10 protein-coding genes and 2 pseudogenes are annotated in these 14,436 nt (G+C 62.6%); 5 read left to right on the top strand and 7 right to left on the bottom strand.

Annotated elements, in window-relative coordinates:
• The 3 genes from J4E63_RS23360 to ureC all read left to right on the top strand — a co-directional run bounded on the left by J4E63_RS23360 (position 1) and on the right by ureC (position 2,678).
• Positions 1-534, top strand: a complete 534-nt coding sequence (locus J4E63_RS23360) for an N-acetyltransferase (protein WP_060739380.1) — start codon at positions 1-3, stop codon at positions 532-534.
• The gene (locus J4E63_RS23355; RefSeq protein ID WP_014336352.1) at positions 531-836 is read left to right on the top strand and encodes an urease subunit beta; all 306 of its coding nucleotides are present in this window, start codon (positions 531-533) and stop codon (positions 834-836) included. Before J4E63_RS23360 ends, J4E63_RS23355 begins: the two co-directional genes overlap by 4 nt.
• A 141-nt stretch (positions 837-977) precedes the next feature.
• The gene (gene ureC, locus J4E63_RS23350) at positions 978-2,678 is read left to right on the top strand and encodes an urease subunit alpha (protein WP_092443963.1); all 1,701 of its coding nucleotides are present in this window, start codon (positions 978-980) and stop codon (positions 2,676-2,678) included.
• A gap of 69 nt (positions 2,679-2,747) precedes the next feature.
• Here ureC and J4E63_RS23345 read toward each other — a convergent pair whose 3' ends face one another.
• The 3 genes from J4E63_RS23345 to J4E63_RS23335 form a co-directional block, all read right to left on the bottom strand.
• A complete protein-coding gene (locus tag J4E63_RS23345) occupies positions 2,748-7,772 on the bottom strand; it encodes an NEL-type E3 ubiquitin ligase domain-containing protein (protein WP_207283483.1) in 5,025 nt (1,674 codons plus the stop codon).
• A gap of 112 nt (positions 7,773-7,884) precedes the next feature.
• Positions 7,885-8,184, bottom strand: coding sequence for a chaperone modulator CbpM (locus J4E63_RS23340; RefSeq protein WP_072410198.1), 300 nt, complete (start codon positions 8,182-8,184; stop codon positions 7,885-7,887).
• 90 nt (positions 8,185-8,274) lie between these two features.
• Positions 8,275-9,216: a DnaJ C-terminal domain-containing protein gene (locus tag J4E63_RS23335; protein WP_092204818.1), complete on the bottom strand. Its 942-nt coding sequence runs from the start codon at positions 9,214-9,216 to the stop codon at positions 8,275-8,277.
• Positions 9,217-9,510: 294 nt separating this feature from the next.
• On the opposite strand from J4E63_RS23335, the gene J4E63_RS23330 reads away from it, so the two are divergent.
• Complete coding sequence (locus J4E63_RS23330; RefSeq protein ID WP_192263600.1) at positions 9,511-10,785, top strand: Hsp70 family protein; 1,275 nt, start codon at positions 9,511-9,513, stop codon at positions 10,783-10,785.
• Positions 10,786-10,901: 116 nt separating this feature from the next.
• On the opposite strand, the gene J4E63_RS23325 is transcribed toward J4E63_RS23330, so the two are convergent.
• From J4E63_RS23325 to J4E63_RS30970, 4 genes and pseudogenes are all read right to left on the bottom strand, one after another.
• Positions 10,902-11,915 (bottom strand): AI-2E family transporter, encoded by a 1,014-nt coding sequence (locus J4E63_RS23325; protein ID WP_003197331.1) that lies wholly within the window; start codon positions 11,913-11,915, stop codon positions 10,902-10,904.
• Positions 11,916-12,146: 231 nt separating this feature from the next.
• Entirely contained in the window at positions 12,147-12,428 is a 282-nt protein-coding gene (locus J4E63_RS23320; protein ID WP_192263598.1) for a PsiF family protein, read from the bottom strand.
• Between the two features lie 199 nt (positions 12,429-12,627).
• Positions 12,628-13,518 carry a triacylglycerol lipase gene (locus J4E63_RS23315; protein WP_207283482.1) on the bottom strand — a complete coding sequence of 297 codons (891 nt, stop codon included), beginning with the start codon at positions 13,516-13,518 and terminating at the stop codon, positions 12,628-12,630.
• A 120-nt stretch (positions 13,519-13,638) separates the two neighbouring features.
• Positions 13,639-13,755 (bottom strand): annotated as a pseudogene (locus J4E63_RS30970) (FMN-dependent NADH-azoreductase); the annotation flags it as partial.
• Positions 13,756-13,875: 120 nt separating this feature from the next.
• Between J4E63_RS30970 and J4E63_RS23310 the strand changes: the two are divergent.
• A pseudogene (locus J4E63_RS23310) lies at positions 13,876-14,405 on the top strand (bacterioferritin).
• Positions 14,406-14,436 lie beyond the last annotated feature (31 nt).

The raw sequence follows: 14,436 nt of genomic DNA, 5'->3' as shown, positions 1-14,436 counted from the left end.
ATGAACGCCGCCCAGTTGCGTCGAGTCCACGCCGAGAGCTTTGCGCATTATCGCCAGGGCCTGATCGATCTGTTGCTCGACGCCGTCGGCTACGGGGCCAGCGTGGGGTTCATGGCCGATCTCGATGCCGTCCAGGCCCGCGCCTACTTCGACGAGGTCCAGGCCAGCCTCAACCAGGGCCACCTGCTGCTGTGGGTGGTGGTCAAGGATGAACAGGTACAGGCCAGCGTCCAGCTTGCCCTGTGCCAGAAGCCCAACGGCCTCAACCGTGCCGAAGTGCAAAAGCTGCTGGTCCGCGGTGAGGCTCGCCGCCGCGGGCTGGGCCAGCAATTGATGAGCGCCCTGGAACTTGGCGCCCGCCAGCACAAGCGTGGCCTGTTGTACCTCGACACCGAGGCCGGTTCCGAGGCCGAGGCGTTCTACCGCGCCATGGGCTACACCCGCGTAGGTGAACTGCCCGACTACTGCCAGAGCCCGGACGGGACCTACACCCCGACCGCCATTTACTACAAGATTTTGGGGCAACCGCAATGATTCCAGGGCAATACCAGGTCCAGCCCGGCGACATCGAACTCAACGTCGGTCGCCGCACGCTCACGCTGAACGTCGCCAACAGCGGCGACCGACCGATCCAGGTCGGCTCGCACTATCACTTTTTCGAGACCAACGACGCCTTGACCTTCGACCGCGCCGCCAGCCGTGGCATGCGCCTGAACATCCCGGCCGGCACCGCTGTGCGTTTCGAACCGGGCCAGAGCCGCGAGGTGGAACTGGTGGACCTGGCCGGGCATCGCCGGGTGTTCGGGTTTGCCGGGCGGGTCATGGGCGACCTGTAAGTCATAGGGTGCCTGCACTGGCCTCATCGCGAGCAAGCTCGCTCCCACAGGGGAACGCGATCAAATGTGGGAGCGAGCTTGCTCGCGATGAGTGAGCGCAGCGAACGGTTTCAACATTCAATTGAATTCCAAGGCAAGCACATGAAGATTTCGAGACAAGCCTACGCCGACATGTTCGGCCCCACCGTCGGTGACAAGGTCCGCCTGGCCGACACCGAGTTGTGGATCGAAGTGGAAAAAGACTTCACCACCTACGGCGAAGAAGTAAAATTCGGCGGCGGCAAGGTGATTCGCGACGGCATGGGCCAGAGCCAACTGTTGGCCGCCGAGGTCGTCGACACCTTGATCACCAACGCGCTGATCATCGACCACTGGGGCATCGTCAAGGCCGATGTCGGCCTCAAGGACGGGCGCATCGCGGCCATCGGCAAGGCCGGTAACCCGGACATCCAGCCCGACGTGACCATCGCCATCGGCGCCAGCACCGAAGTGATCGCCGGCGAAGGCATGATCCTTACCGCTGGCGGTATCGACACCCACATCCACTTCATCTGCCCGCAGCAGATCGAAGAAGCGCTGATGAGCGGCGTCACCACCATGATCGGCGGCGGCACGGGCCCGGCCACCGGGACCAACGCCACCACGTGCACCTCCGGGCCGTGGCACCTGGCGCGCATGCTCCAGGCCGCCGATGCCTTCCCGATGAACATCGGCTTCACCGGCAAGGGCAACGCCAGCCTGCCGGAACCGTTGATCGAGCAGGTCAAGGCCGGGGCCATCGGCCTGAAGCTGCACGAAGACTGGGGCACCACGCCCGCGGCCATCGACAACTGCCTGAGCGTGGCCGACCAGTACGATGTGCAGGTGGCGATCCACACCGACACCCTCAACGAATCGGGCTTCGTCGAGACCACCCTCGCCGCCTTCAAGGGCCGCACCATCCACACCTACCACACCGAAGGTGCCGGTGGCGGGCATGCGCCGGACATCATCAAGGCCTGCGGCTTTCCCAACGTATTGCCCAGTTCCACCAACCCGACCCGGCCGTTCACCCGCAACACCATCGATGAGCACCTGGACATGTTGATGGTCTGCCATCACCTGGACCCGAGCATCGCCGAAGACGTGGCCTTCGCCGAAAGCCGCATCCGCCGCGAGACCATCGCCGCCGAAGACATTCTCCACGACCTCGGCGCCTTCTCGATGATCAGCTCCGACAGCCAGGCCATGGGCCGCGTCGGCGAAGTCATCACGCGCACCTGGCAGACCGCCGACAAGATGAAAAAGCAACGCGGCGCCCTGCCCGGCGACGGCGAAGGCAACGACAATTTCCGCATCAAGCGCTACATCGCCAAGTACACCATCAACCCGGCGATCACCCACGGCATCAGCCATGAAGTGGGTTCCATCGAAGTGGGCAAGTGGGCCGACCTGGTGCTGTGGCGCCCGGCGTTCTTCGGCGTCAAGCCGACGCTGATCCTCAAGGGCGGAGCGATTGCCGCCAGCCTGATGGGCGACGCCAACGCCTCGATCCCGACACCACAACCGGTGCACTACCGACCGATGTTCGCCAGCTACGGCGGCTCACGGCATGCCACCAGCCTGACCTTCATCAGCCAGGCCGCCGCCGAGGCCGGGTTGCCGGAACAACTGGGGCTGAAGAAAAGAATCGCCGTGGTCAAAGGCTGCCGCGACGTGCAGAAGACCGACCTGATCCACAACGACTACCTGCCGAGCATCGACGTCGATCCGCAGACTTACCAGGTCAAGGCCGACGGCGTGTTGCTGTGGTGCGAACCGGCCGACGTGCTGCCGATGGCGCAGCGTTATTTCCTGTTTTGAACCTGCGGCGAGGGAGCAAGCTCCTTCGCCACAGGTTTTCATTGCCTGAAATGACCGGGCCGGGTCAGCCTACAGGTCGGTACTGCCCGGCAACTGCTCCAGCTCGGTTCGCGTCAACGACTGGACCAGCTCCGCTTCCTTGATCTTGTGTTGCAGGCCCAACGCCTCGGACTGGCTGATGTAGTCGGCTTCCTCCAGGGTCCCGGCGGCCTTCGCTTCATCCAGCTCGATCTGGTTGGCGATAAGGGTGTCGTTCAGCGCCTGGAAGGAGGCCCCATGCGCCTGCTTCAAATAATCGATCCAGAAATCCCGGCCCACCAGCGACTGAAACTGCTGGGGGGAATCGTCCAGCGCCAGCACCTCATTGGCAGCGGCATCGAGCATTCCAGGGGTGACATCTCCCAGCCTGAGAAAAACTCCGCCCGCGGGTTGCCCCGGTAGCCCCAGTCGATCCTTGAGCCCCGCACGGTAAGCCAGACGGACCTCGACTTCTTCTATCAGCGCCAGGTTTTCGCGCTTTTCATCGTTGGTCAGGTCGGTGCGGGCATTGATCGCATCGCGGCGCCGCTGGATATCCTGCAGGGCAATACGCTCTACCTCATCGAGGCGAAACAGCCCCTTGGCCAGCTGGACCAGTGTTGCCGCCTCATCCTTTGCAACCGCCAAGGCCCTGGCGTTGTGGATCATCAAGCGGATTTCCAGGTAGCTGAAGGACAAGGCGGCGCGATCTTCACAGGCCGGTCGGCCGGCCAGGTCGAACAGTTCATGACGCAAGTCGGTGGCGTTGCCCATCGCCTCAAGCATCTGCCAGACGCGGGCCTGGAGGTCCGGATAATCCTCCAGACCCTGATAGGAGGCGGCCAACCGATGCAACAACTCAAAAAACTCTCCCGAGTGCTGCTCATCCGCCAGGCTTTGCCACAAGGCTCTTTTTTCCGCCAGTTGGCCCGCAGGCAGGTCGCGCAGCCATTGCTGCATATTCGCCGGCCCGACCGGCGCTGAAAACCCAAACGCCTCGGGCAAACGCAGGACCGCCCATTCAGGACGCGTCTGCAAGACCGTCGCCCAATAATCACGCATGCGCTGCTGGACCCCCTCGCTCAACGGGTTGCCCTGCAGCAACGTCACGCGATTGAGGCGTGCGGTAGCATGGGCACGATCGGCGGGCGGGTCGAGCAGGTGATCCGGCACCTGGGTCAAGCCGTTGTCGCGCAAGTCGATCAGCTCCAGCGGTTGGTCGCGCAGGCCGGTGGGCCAGGCCGTGATCCCGGTGTTCTTCAGGTGCAATCGTTCCAGGTCAGGTAGCCTGCTGAAGTCCGGCAGGCGCTCCAGCAAGTTATTATCCAGGTCGAGATTTTTCAGCCGGGTAAGGCCTTGCAGGATTTCAACGCTATGAGGTATCAGGCCGATCTGGTTATTCCCCAGGTGAAGCGTCTCCAGACTCCTCATCCCCTCCAGGGCTTCGGGAATATCCCTAAGCCTGTTCCTCGGTATTTCCAAGCGCTTGAGGGAGGAGAACCCGCCGAGGAAGCTGTCGCAGTAGTGCAGCGTCAGGCCCATGTCAGACATCTTGAGCACACCCACATGGCTGAAGTCGGCGGTCAGCTCCGGCAACGCGCCGATGTTCAATCCGCTCAAATCAAGCTCATACCCGAGCCGGCGGCCATCGGCCCCTGCAACGACCCGGGTCTGGCGCCTCCAGCAGCGCTCGATTTGTTCGGCCACCGCCTGCCTGATCCCTGCCGGTACTTGCTGATAGCTATTACCCACGTGACGCCATCCGAGGGTAGCGACCCAGCGGTCCAGATCCCGACGCAGCATTTTCAACTCGACTTTACGTCGTTTGAGTTCCCTCACCGCGCCATTGCCCAGTGATCGCAACAGCGCCTCGGTCTGCTCCGCCGTGTAGCTCGGGTACAACTCCTGCACCCGACTCTCCGGCGACCGGCCCAGGCGCAACCAATCCCGCAGTCCACCCAGGGGGTAGCCGACTTTGCCCGAAGCCAGGCGCATCGGTGATTGGAAGGCGGGCTTGAGCGCGGGCATCTTCAAGCGGCTCGCCAGCACATCCCGGTCCACTGGCGAAGCGCCGATGGCCTCTCTCAACTGATCGCCGTGATGGATCGAGGGCCGAGCCATGGCCCGGCGTTCGGCATCCGGCAGGGCATGCTGCAAGGCATCGAAGACACTGCCCCAATGGCTCAACTCATTGCCGCTGTCGTCAAAGGCCTGGTAGAGATCATCGTCCTTGACCACGACCTTGGTCTGCGGCGCATTTTGCGGCCCGATGCTGTCGATCAAGGCGCCGGACACATCGGCCTCGCGCAATTCGATGCGCACCGTGTCGCTCCAGCCAGGCAAGGTTTCCAGGGTCGCCAACACCAATCGAGGCGTGTCCGCCGTGGCCAAGGCGTCCTGATACAGGCCCTCGTAGGCTCGGTTCAAACGCACCACGCGCTGATAATGGCGCAGCTCTTCGGCGATGCGCAGCGGGATGGGTTTGGTCTGGCTGGCCGCGTCGAAATCCCAGGCGGCCATTTGCTGCAACTCTTCGGTACCGGCCAGGGTGATGATCTGCTCGATCGCCTTTGCCGGAACCGAGGGGAACCGGGACTTGATCAGCGTGACATGGGGATCACCTCTCGTCTCGCCCATGGCGTAGTAGTCGTTGAGCAACTGCACCTTTTCATTTACCGCCGCTTCGGCGAGTGCCTGTCGCAGGTGCCGGACGCGAGCATCCATGTTGGTTTTCGCAATCGGCGGGCTCGCCGTGGCCAACAGGTCGGCGCCTGCGGCATCCACCGCTTCGATCAGGTTTTTCAACAGCGAAGGCGTGCGGACCTTGGCCTCGGTCAGGCTGGCTTCATGAAACGGGGTCTCACCTTCCGAGGGCCGGACGTACTCCCAGCGTGTCCGGCCGGCGCCGTCGACGACCTTCAGCTTCAGCCCTCTTGGCCACGGGCCGTACTGGGTCAGCAGGTGCAACATCGGCTCGGCCAGGTCATGGCGCAGCGGCTCCTCGCTTTGCAGTTGCCCAATGAACGTGTCGATTTGTCGGCAGAGGTCGAAGCGATCCAGGGTGTCGGCCAGCAACGCCGGCACCGGCTCGCCCTCGACATGCAGCCGGCGCAGCACGTCGTGCGAGGTCGCGCTGGCGAGGCGGATCTGCTCCAGTTCGGCATCGCTGAAGCCCTTGACGCCATGGCCCAGGCGTCTCATCAGTGTCGGGCCTTCCCAGGTACGCGGTTGTTCCAGTTCGTGGTGCCAGGCACCGTTGCCGTTGTCCGTCAGCTCGGGCTGGTAGGCCTGCGGACGGGAAGGATGACGGATGCGATAGCGAAGGGTCTGCGGGTCCCGTTGCACTTCATAATGTTGGTCACCCAGCGGCAGAACCTGCCGGTCGCCGACCCGATACAGGCCTTGGGTATCCGGACTCGACGCCGCGGGAGGCGCCAGCTCACTCTGGTAAACCCTCAGGTCGGGGCGCCACAGACGCGATTCGCCGTTGGCCAATTGAACCGGCTCCAACTGATCCACCGCGCCCGACCATCGAATGTGCGGCAGCACCGCCGCACCGGTGGCGACGAAGGCCGTGTTGAGGGCCACGCTGGAAAAATGCGCCCACATTTCCCGGGTCTCCCCCCGCTCGAACGCTTCGATGCCTTCAAAGGCCTCGTTGAACATCTGCACGGCCCCGACCGTCAACATCAGCGGCCCCAATCCTGGCACGACGAACGCCGCCAGGTTGAACACGTCGACCACCGCGTCCAGGTAACTGTCCAGGCGCGCCAGGCGGGTTTTCTGGTCTTCATCACCGGTAGGCACCGCCACCGCGCGTGCGTCAGCCTGGATCTTCTCGATCTGCCGCAGGCGTAGCGAGCCCCACAGGTCGCCGGGAATCGGCGTCGTGCCCATGGGCAGGTTGCGCAACGACGATTTGAGTGGGTAATCGGCCTGGTCATCGGCCGTCGGAGAGGTTTGATAGAAGTGCTTGAACTGCCGGAAAAACACCCCTTGCTGACGCAGCGGCACGAAACGGCTGAAGAAGCGGCGGTAGGCGCTACCGTGCAAGCGTCGCCGCAGTTCGGCCATGAAGTCGGCGCTGGAGGCATAGGCTTTCAGGGGATGCTCGGGATCACCCGGAAGGTAGGCCACGACCGGCACCACCCGGCGACTGCTTTCAAGGTCGGGGCCGATCAACAGCGGGCCGACCAGTTCGATGTCGAACACTTTCAGGGAGGTGAAGGTCACGGCCAGGCCATCGAGGGTGACGTCGCTGGCACCGTCGATCACCTGCTGCAACATCGCGTAGACCGCCGGGCTGACGTCGGCCTTGGCCCGGGCGATCTCGATGTTCAGCGCCAGGCCCTGCCGGTGATGCTCCTCCAGTGAATGATCCAGCGGGTTGTATGTCTTGCTGTCGTCGGGCCGCAGGACAGCGTTGATGTGTTCCTGATACTGGCGCCCCAGGTCCAGGGTGCGACACAACTGGGCGAAAGCTTCTGGGGCAATCGGCAACGCCCCTGCGCGAACGGCGTCGATGGAAGGCACCACTGCGCCGCCCTGGAACGGACGCACCGTAGTCACGAGGCTGCAATCGGCACAGGCGGGCTTGCGCGCTTCCTCTGGCGCGAAATTGGCCAGCGCCGCCTCCAGCAATGACGTGCCACGATATTCGTAGCGATCGAAGTAGCCGCCCTCGTTGTCCAGGACCAGCGCCCCAAAAAGATCATCGCGGGTCTTGCGCCCGTACTTGCGGACGAAATACACCTCGTTGACGTTCAGCGTGAGGTTGAACTCATCCAGGAGCGCCTGCTCGAGCAAGGGTTCGGCAAAGGCACGGATGTCCTGGATATTGCCCAGCCGGTTGTCGACCTGGTTCAGGCGCTCGCGGTAGCGGGAATGACTGTCCTTGAGGCTGTTCCAGAGGTCGGGGGAGGCTTTCGCATACCAGTCCGGAAGCGTCAGTTCATGGTCGCTCAGTTCCTGCTGGCGTTGCACGATAGCCCCGCTGTACCAGCCGGGAATACGAGCTTTGAGCAGGTCGAAATGCTCGCCCTGGGGAGTGGCGAGACGAGGGGTGAAGCCTGGCATATCGGGTCATCCTTGACGATGGAAAACCCGAGCCTAACCAGTGTGCCACCGAAGCGTGCGGTAACTATTTATCGCTTTTTCGACGAGACATGACGGATACGAACCGCTACGGTCAGTCCACCCAACGGCCCAATTGCTGGCGCAGCCGACGATTCTCGGCCCGCAGCTGCTGGACTTCCTCCAGCAGGTCCAGCGCCAGGGCGACGCCTTCCCACTCCAGGTCCAGGTCGTGCCGCAGCTTCGCGGCACGCTTGGCCAGGGCCAGCTCGTAATCGGTAAAACGCCAATCCGTCGGGGCCGCGCCGTGGGGTTCGAGGATGCCGTGGGCGACGATCTCGATCACATGGACATCCGCCAACGCGGCAGCCTCGCAGAATTCCGTCAGGGTCAGTTCAATGATCGGGTTGTTCATGGTCTGCTTCTCCCAATGCTTTAACTGTCGAGTCTAGCCATGACTGCAGGAAGGGAACTGTTCCCTCCCCACAGGTGTTGTATCCACAGGTCAGAAATTCTCCCGCGGATCGAACGCCGCTTTCTTCGCCAGTTCCGCCCACAACGCCTTGACCGCTTCGTCGCTGGCCTTGGGCATCACCGCCTTGAGCTGCACGAACAGGTAGCCGCGCTCGCCGGCCTTGTTGCGCAGGCCGTGGCCCTTGGCGCGCATGCGCTGACCGTTCTGGCTGCCGGCCGGGACCTTGAGGTTGATCTTGCCGGTAAGGGTCGGCACCGCCACTTCGGTGCCCAGCGCCAATTCCCACGGGGCCAGTGGCAAGGTGATGATCAGGTCCTGGCCTTCGACGTCGAACTTGGGGTGCGGGGCGAAACGAATGGTCAGGTACAAGTCGCCATTGGCGCCGCCACCGACACCCGGCGCGCCCTGGCCCTTGAGGCGGATGCGTTCGCCGTCGGTCACGCCCAGCGGGATCTTCACGTTCAGGCTCTTGCTGGTGTTGCTCACGTGTTGGCCAGCCGCGTTGTATTGCGGCACCTGGAACGTGACCTTCTTCGACTCGTTCGACAGGGTTTCTTCCAGGAAAATCGGTAATTCCATTTCCACGTCTTGCCCTCGACGGCCGGCGCTGCGACCTGACTGTCCGCCACCGAAACCCGACCCACGGTTACCGAAGATCGAACTGAAGAAATCCGAGAAGTCGCCGGCGTCCTGGCCACCGCCAAAACCGCCACGGCTCTGCCAACCCGGCGGGCCCTGGAACGGCTGGCCGTGCTGGCCATAGCGGCGCAGGTCGTCGTATTCGGCGCGCTTGTCGGCACTTTTCAGCGCTTCATAGGCTTCGGAGACGTCCTTGAACTTGGTCTCGGCGTCCTTTTCCTTGCTCACATCCGGGTGATACTTGCGCGCCAGCTTGCGGTAGGCAGCCTTGATCGTGCTGTCGTCCGCCGTGGGCTCAACACCCAGGATCTTGTAATAGTCTTTGAAGTCCATCTAGGCATCACCATCCGTTATCGATGTCGCACCGCCACGCACAGCATGCCCGGATGACCGGACAGCGGGTTGACCGACCTCAAGATTGGGACCGGGCGGCACGTCAGAAGTTTATCGGCAGCTGGCGGCGGTTCTTGCACCCGCCTTGCGCTACCAGGCTCATGCCAGCAAGTTTGGGGGTATAAGAGAGTCTTTCAAGGCCCGCGGTCGAGAATTAGCAGATAACCGGCCTTCGAATCCGCGCCGCACTGACATACACTGCGCGGCCGTTTTTTCAACTGGAACCCGAAAGACATGAAAAACGCATCCCCGGCCCGTGCCTGCGGCATCGACTTTGGCACGTCCAACTCCACCGTCGGCTGGCTGCGCCCCGGCATGGAAACGTTGATCGCGCTGGAGGACGACAAGATCACCCTGCCTTCGGTGGTCTTTTTCAATCTCGAGGAACGCCGCCCGGTGTATGGCCGCCTGGCCCTGCACGAATACCTGGAAGGCTACGAAGGCCGGCTGATGCGCTCGCTCAAGAGCCTGCTGGGCTCCAAGCTGATCAAGCACGACACCAGCGTGTTGGGCACGGCCATGCCTTTCAAGGATCTGCTGGGGTTGTTCATCGGCCAGCTGAAGAAGCGCGCCGAAGCCACCGCCGGTCGGGAATTCGAAGAAGTGGTACTGGGGCGCCCGGTGTTTTTCGTCGACGACGATGAAATGGCCGACCAGGAAGCGGAAAACACCCTGGTGGACGTCGCCCGCGCCATCGGTTTCAAGGAAGTTTCGTTCCAGTACGAGCCCATCGCGGCGGCCTTCGATTATGAATCGACCATCGAGAAAGAAGAGCTGGTGCTGATCGTCGACATCGGCGGCGGTACTTCGGACTTCTCCCTGGTGCGCCTCTCCCCCGAGCGCCGTACCCACGACAACCGCCACGCCGACATCCTCGCCACCGGTGGCGTGCACATCGGCGGGACCGATTTCGACAAGCAACTCTCCCTGGCCGGCCTGATGCCGCTGTTCGGTTACGGCAGCCGCATGAAAAGCGGCGCCTACATGCCCACCAGCCACCACATGAACCTGGCGACCTGGCACACCATCAACGCGGTGTACTCGCAAAAGTCCACCCTGGCCCTGGGCAGCATGCGCTACGACATCGAAGACACCGGCGGCATCGACCGGCTGTTCAAGCTGATCGAACAGCGCGCCGGGCATTGGCTGGCGATGGAAGTGGAAGAAACCAAGATCGAGCTGACCCACACCGACCAGCGGCATTTGCTCCTGGACCGGATCGAGCCGGGCCTGAGCGTGGAACTGAGTCGGGCGCTGTTCGAGTCAGCCATCGACGGCTTGCTGGAGCGGGTGCGCGGCAGCGTCACGCAGTTGCTGGGCGATGCCGACGTGCGGGTCGACCAGGTCGACACGGTGTTCTTCACCGGCGGTTCCAGCGGCATCCCGGCGCTGCGCAACAGCGTCTCGGCGATGCTGCCCCAGGCGCGGCATGTGGAAGGCAATATCTTCGGCAGTATTGGCAGCGGGTTGGCGATCGAGGCGATGAAGCGCTACGGAACGCAGGTCTGATCCCAGACCGAGGCGCCTGAATCGCGAGCAAGCTCGCTCCCACAGGGATCGCATAGATCTTCTGTGGGAGCGAGCTTGCTCGCGATGGCGCCAGATCAGGCGCCATCCCTACCGGATCAAACCATCCCCACCTGCTTCAACTCACTCTTGAGATACGCATAATAAATCGGCCCCGCCACCACCCCCGGCAGGCCGAATGCGGCTTCGAACACCAGCATCGCCATGAGCAACTCCCAGGACTTGGCGCTGATCTGCCCGCCGACGATGCGGGCGTTGAGGAAGTATTCGAGCTTGTGGATCACGATCAGGTAACCCAGCGCCGCCACGGCGACCCAGATCGACAGCGACAGGCCGACAATGGTGATCAGCGTGTTGGACATCAGGTTGCCGATGACCGGCAGCAGCCCCAGCAGGAACGTCATCACGATCAGGGTCTTGGTCAGCGGCAGTTTTATCCCGAACAGCGGCAGCACCACCGCCAGGAAAATCCCGGTGAAGAAGGTGTTGAGCAGGGAAATCTTGATCTGGGCGAAGACGATGTTGCGAAACGCCTTGACCAGCAGGTTCAGGCGATCGAACAGCGCCGCGGCCAGGGGCTTGCGCTTGGTCAGGTCGGGAATGCGCTGCAGGGCAACGATAGCCCCCAGCACCATGCCGATCAGCAACGTCACGAACATGTGGGCCGCATCCTTGCCCACCAGTTGCAGGTCGCTCAGGTGCTTGCTCACCCAGTCACCGATCGCCACCCGGAACTCGGCGGCGCTGGCCGGCAGGTAGGCGTCGATGAACGGCGGCAATTGCCCACGGGCGCGGTCGACCACCGTCATGAACTTGTCCAGGGAGGCCCCGGGGTTTTCCGCCTCATGGAGCAGGAAACTGAAGGCTCCGGCGAAGATCAGCGTCAGCACACTGACCACCAGCGTGCCCAGCAACGCCACCGCCAGCCAGCGGGCACGGCGACCTTCGATCAGGCGCTGCAACTGCGGGGTGAGCATGTTGACCAGCTCGAACACCAACAACCCGGCCAGCAGGCTCGGCAACAGGCGCAGTGGCAGCACCAGCAACAACCCACCAAAAATGATCACCCAACTGATCACCAACAATACATGACGCTGAGAAAACGTTGGCATACAGCCTCAGGACAAAACGGCGTGAAAGGATCGGCAGTCTGCCAGCGATCCACCAACAGCACTAGACATTGTATCGGCCGATCCTGGACAGGGTTCAGGTGTTTTTTTGCAGTGTTGTGCCGCCCCCATCGCGAGCAAGCTCGCTCCCACCACGAACCGGGCAACACAAATCCACTGTGGGAGCGAGCTTGCTCGCGATAGGGCCATCAAAGGTTGAAGAAAAACCGGCCGTTATTTTTTCTTCAGGCACTCACTCATGAACGTCTTGCGGGCATCACCCTTCAGGGCCTGGGTGGTGGCCGTGGCGTTGCAGGTCTTCATGCGTTCCTGCGGGGTGCTCGGTGTAGCCTTGAGGCAGGTGCTCATGAACGCCTTGCGCTCGTCGCCCTTGAGCGCCTTGGCGGTGGCGTCGGCGTTGCAGGTGGTCATCTTGGTCTGCTGCGCCGTCGCGGCGAAGCCCTGGGAACACAGCAGCAAACCGATCATCAACAAAGGCACACGAAGCATCTTCATGGTGTTTCTCCTGGCTGCCGCACGAGGGTACGGCGATGAGGTGCAGTGTAGACAAAGCCTGTTACACCTTCATCTGTTGGATCTCCTGTGCCGGGTCTATCGCCATCGCGAGCAAGCTCGCTCCCACAATGGGCCAAGCGCCGCAAATCCATTGTGGGAGCGAGCTTGCTCGCGATGGCGGACAACTCGATCCGAAACCCTACACCCCGGCCGCCTTCAACCGCTGCGCATGTTCGACAAACAACCGGACCGGCTCGGCCCCCTTGCCCACCAGCCCCAGCGACTGGTTGACGATGTCGAAGTGGTCCAGCGGATAGTCATCGCCGATGACCGTGCCCAGGTGTGAGCTGTAGCGTCCGACCAAACCGTCACACTGTCCCGCTTCCCTGACAAAGGTGCGGGCAAATAAACGGCAAGTGCGGTTGGTGCCGTCGAACAGATTGCGCCCTTTATCGGTCTTGCCCGGCTGCAAGGTGCCGGACCATGAGTAATAGCGCACGCCATTGACCTCTTCCGGCCCATGCCCGCCCCAGGTAACCGGCAGGCCCTGTGGATAACATTGATTGAACAGCGCCACCCCGGCGGTGGTCAGGGAGGCGTGGGAAGCGTGGATGTCCACTGGCAGCTTCGGCCCGCGATAGCCGGTGTCCAGCAGGCTCATCAGGGCGTTGATCAGGCTCAGCACGGCACTGAGCACACGCCCCTTGGCACTGTCGGCCGGGTAGTGGGCCTGCAGGTAATCGGCCAGTTCGGAGCCATGGTTGGGGCCGGCCACCGACGTGACCGACGCCACCAGGTCCGGGCGTTTGGCGGCGGCATAACGGGCGGTGAGACTGCCCTGGCTGTGGCCGATCAGGTTGACCTTCTGCGCACCGGTTTGCCGCAGGATGTCGTCGATCAATGCCAGCAACTGCTCGCCGCGCACCTCGGACGAGTGCAACGGCGAAACCTTCACCGCCGCCACCACGGCCCCACCGCGACGCAACGCCGAGACGATCCCATACCAGTACGGGTACAGCACCAGGCGTATGAACCCGAACATGCCCGGGACCAGTACCAGCGGATAACGAGTGGCGCAGCGTTGCGACATGGCGACATCCTTGTGATCAAGAAGGGATCAGCATCAGTACCGATGATGACCAGTCTATGACACCCAGATGAATCCGTGGCGAGGGAGCTTGCTCCCGCTGGGCTGCACCGCAGCCCCCTCTCAGAAAGATCGCGCCAAGGCCAGCAAGCGCTCCTCGGCCTCGGCACAAGACAACGCGAAGCTGCGCTCGGCCGACTCTTCGCCTTCGGCGGCCACCACCGTCACATCGGTGATGCCGAATGGGAATTGCACTGACACATTTCATTAAACTTTTTGCCTCGTTCCCCACTCCACCTAAGAAGTGATCGCGCCAACAGAGCGTGACGCTCCAACCGGATCAGCCTCCAGGAGAACGAGATGAGCGACATGCACTTATCCGATGTAACCACCCTGCGCGAACGTGCGCGGCAGAACGTGCAGAACGGCGCAGTGACCGAAGGCTATGGCGCCGACCGGCAGGAAGTCATCCGCCTGCTCAACGAAGCGCTGGCCACCGAACTGGTCTGCGTGCTGCGCTACAAGCGTCACTACTTATGGCCTCCGGCCTCAAGGCCAGCGTGGCGGCCAGTGAGTTCCTCGAACACGCGAACCAGGAAGCCGAACACGCCGACAAACTCGCCGAGCGCATCGTGCAGTTGGGCGGCGAACCGGAGTTCAACCCCGACCTGTTGACCCGCAATTCCCACGCCCAGTACGTTGCGGGCAACACCCTCAAGGAAATGGTGTACGAGGATCTGGTGGCCGAACGGATCGCCATCGACAGCTACCGGGAAATCATCCAGTACATCGGCGAAAAAGACCCGACCACCCGGCGCATCTTCGAAGACATCCTGGCCCAGGAAGAAGAACATGCCGATGACATGGCCGACATCCTGGCCGATCTGTAATAGCCTTCAGGGCCCCAATCGCGAGCAAGCT

This window comes from Pseudomonas sp. FW300-N2F2 (assembly GCF_017351655.1).
Lineage (GTDB): Bacteria > Pseudomonadota > Gammaproteobacteria > Pseudomonadales > Pseudomonadaceae > Aquipseudomonas > Aquipseudomonas fluorescens_AA.
This window is presented reverse-complemented; position numbering and strand designations above follow the sequence as displayed.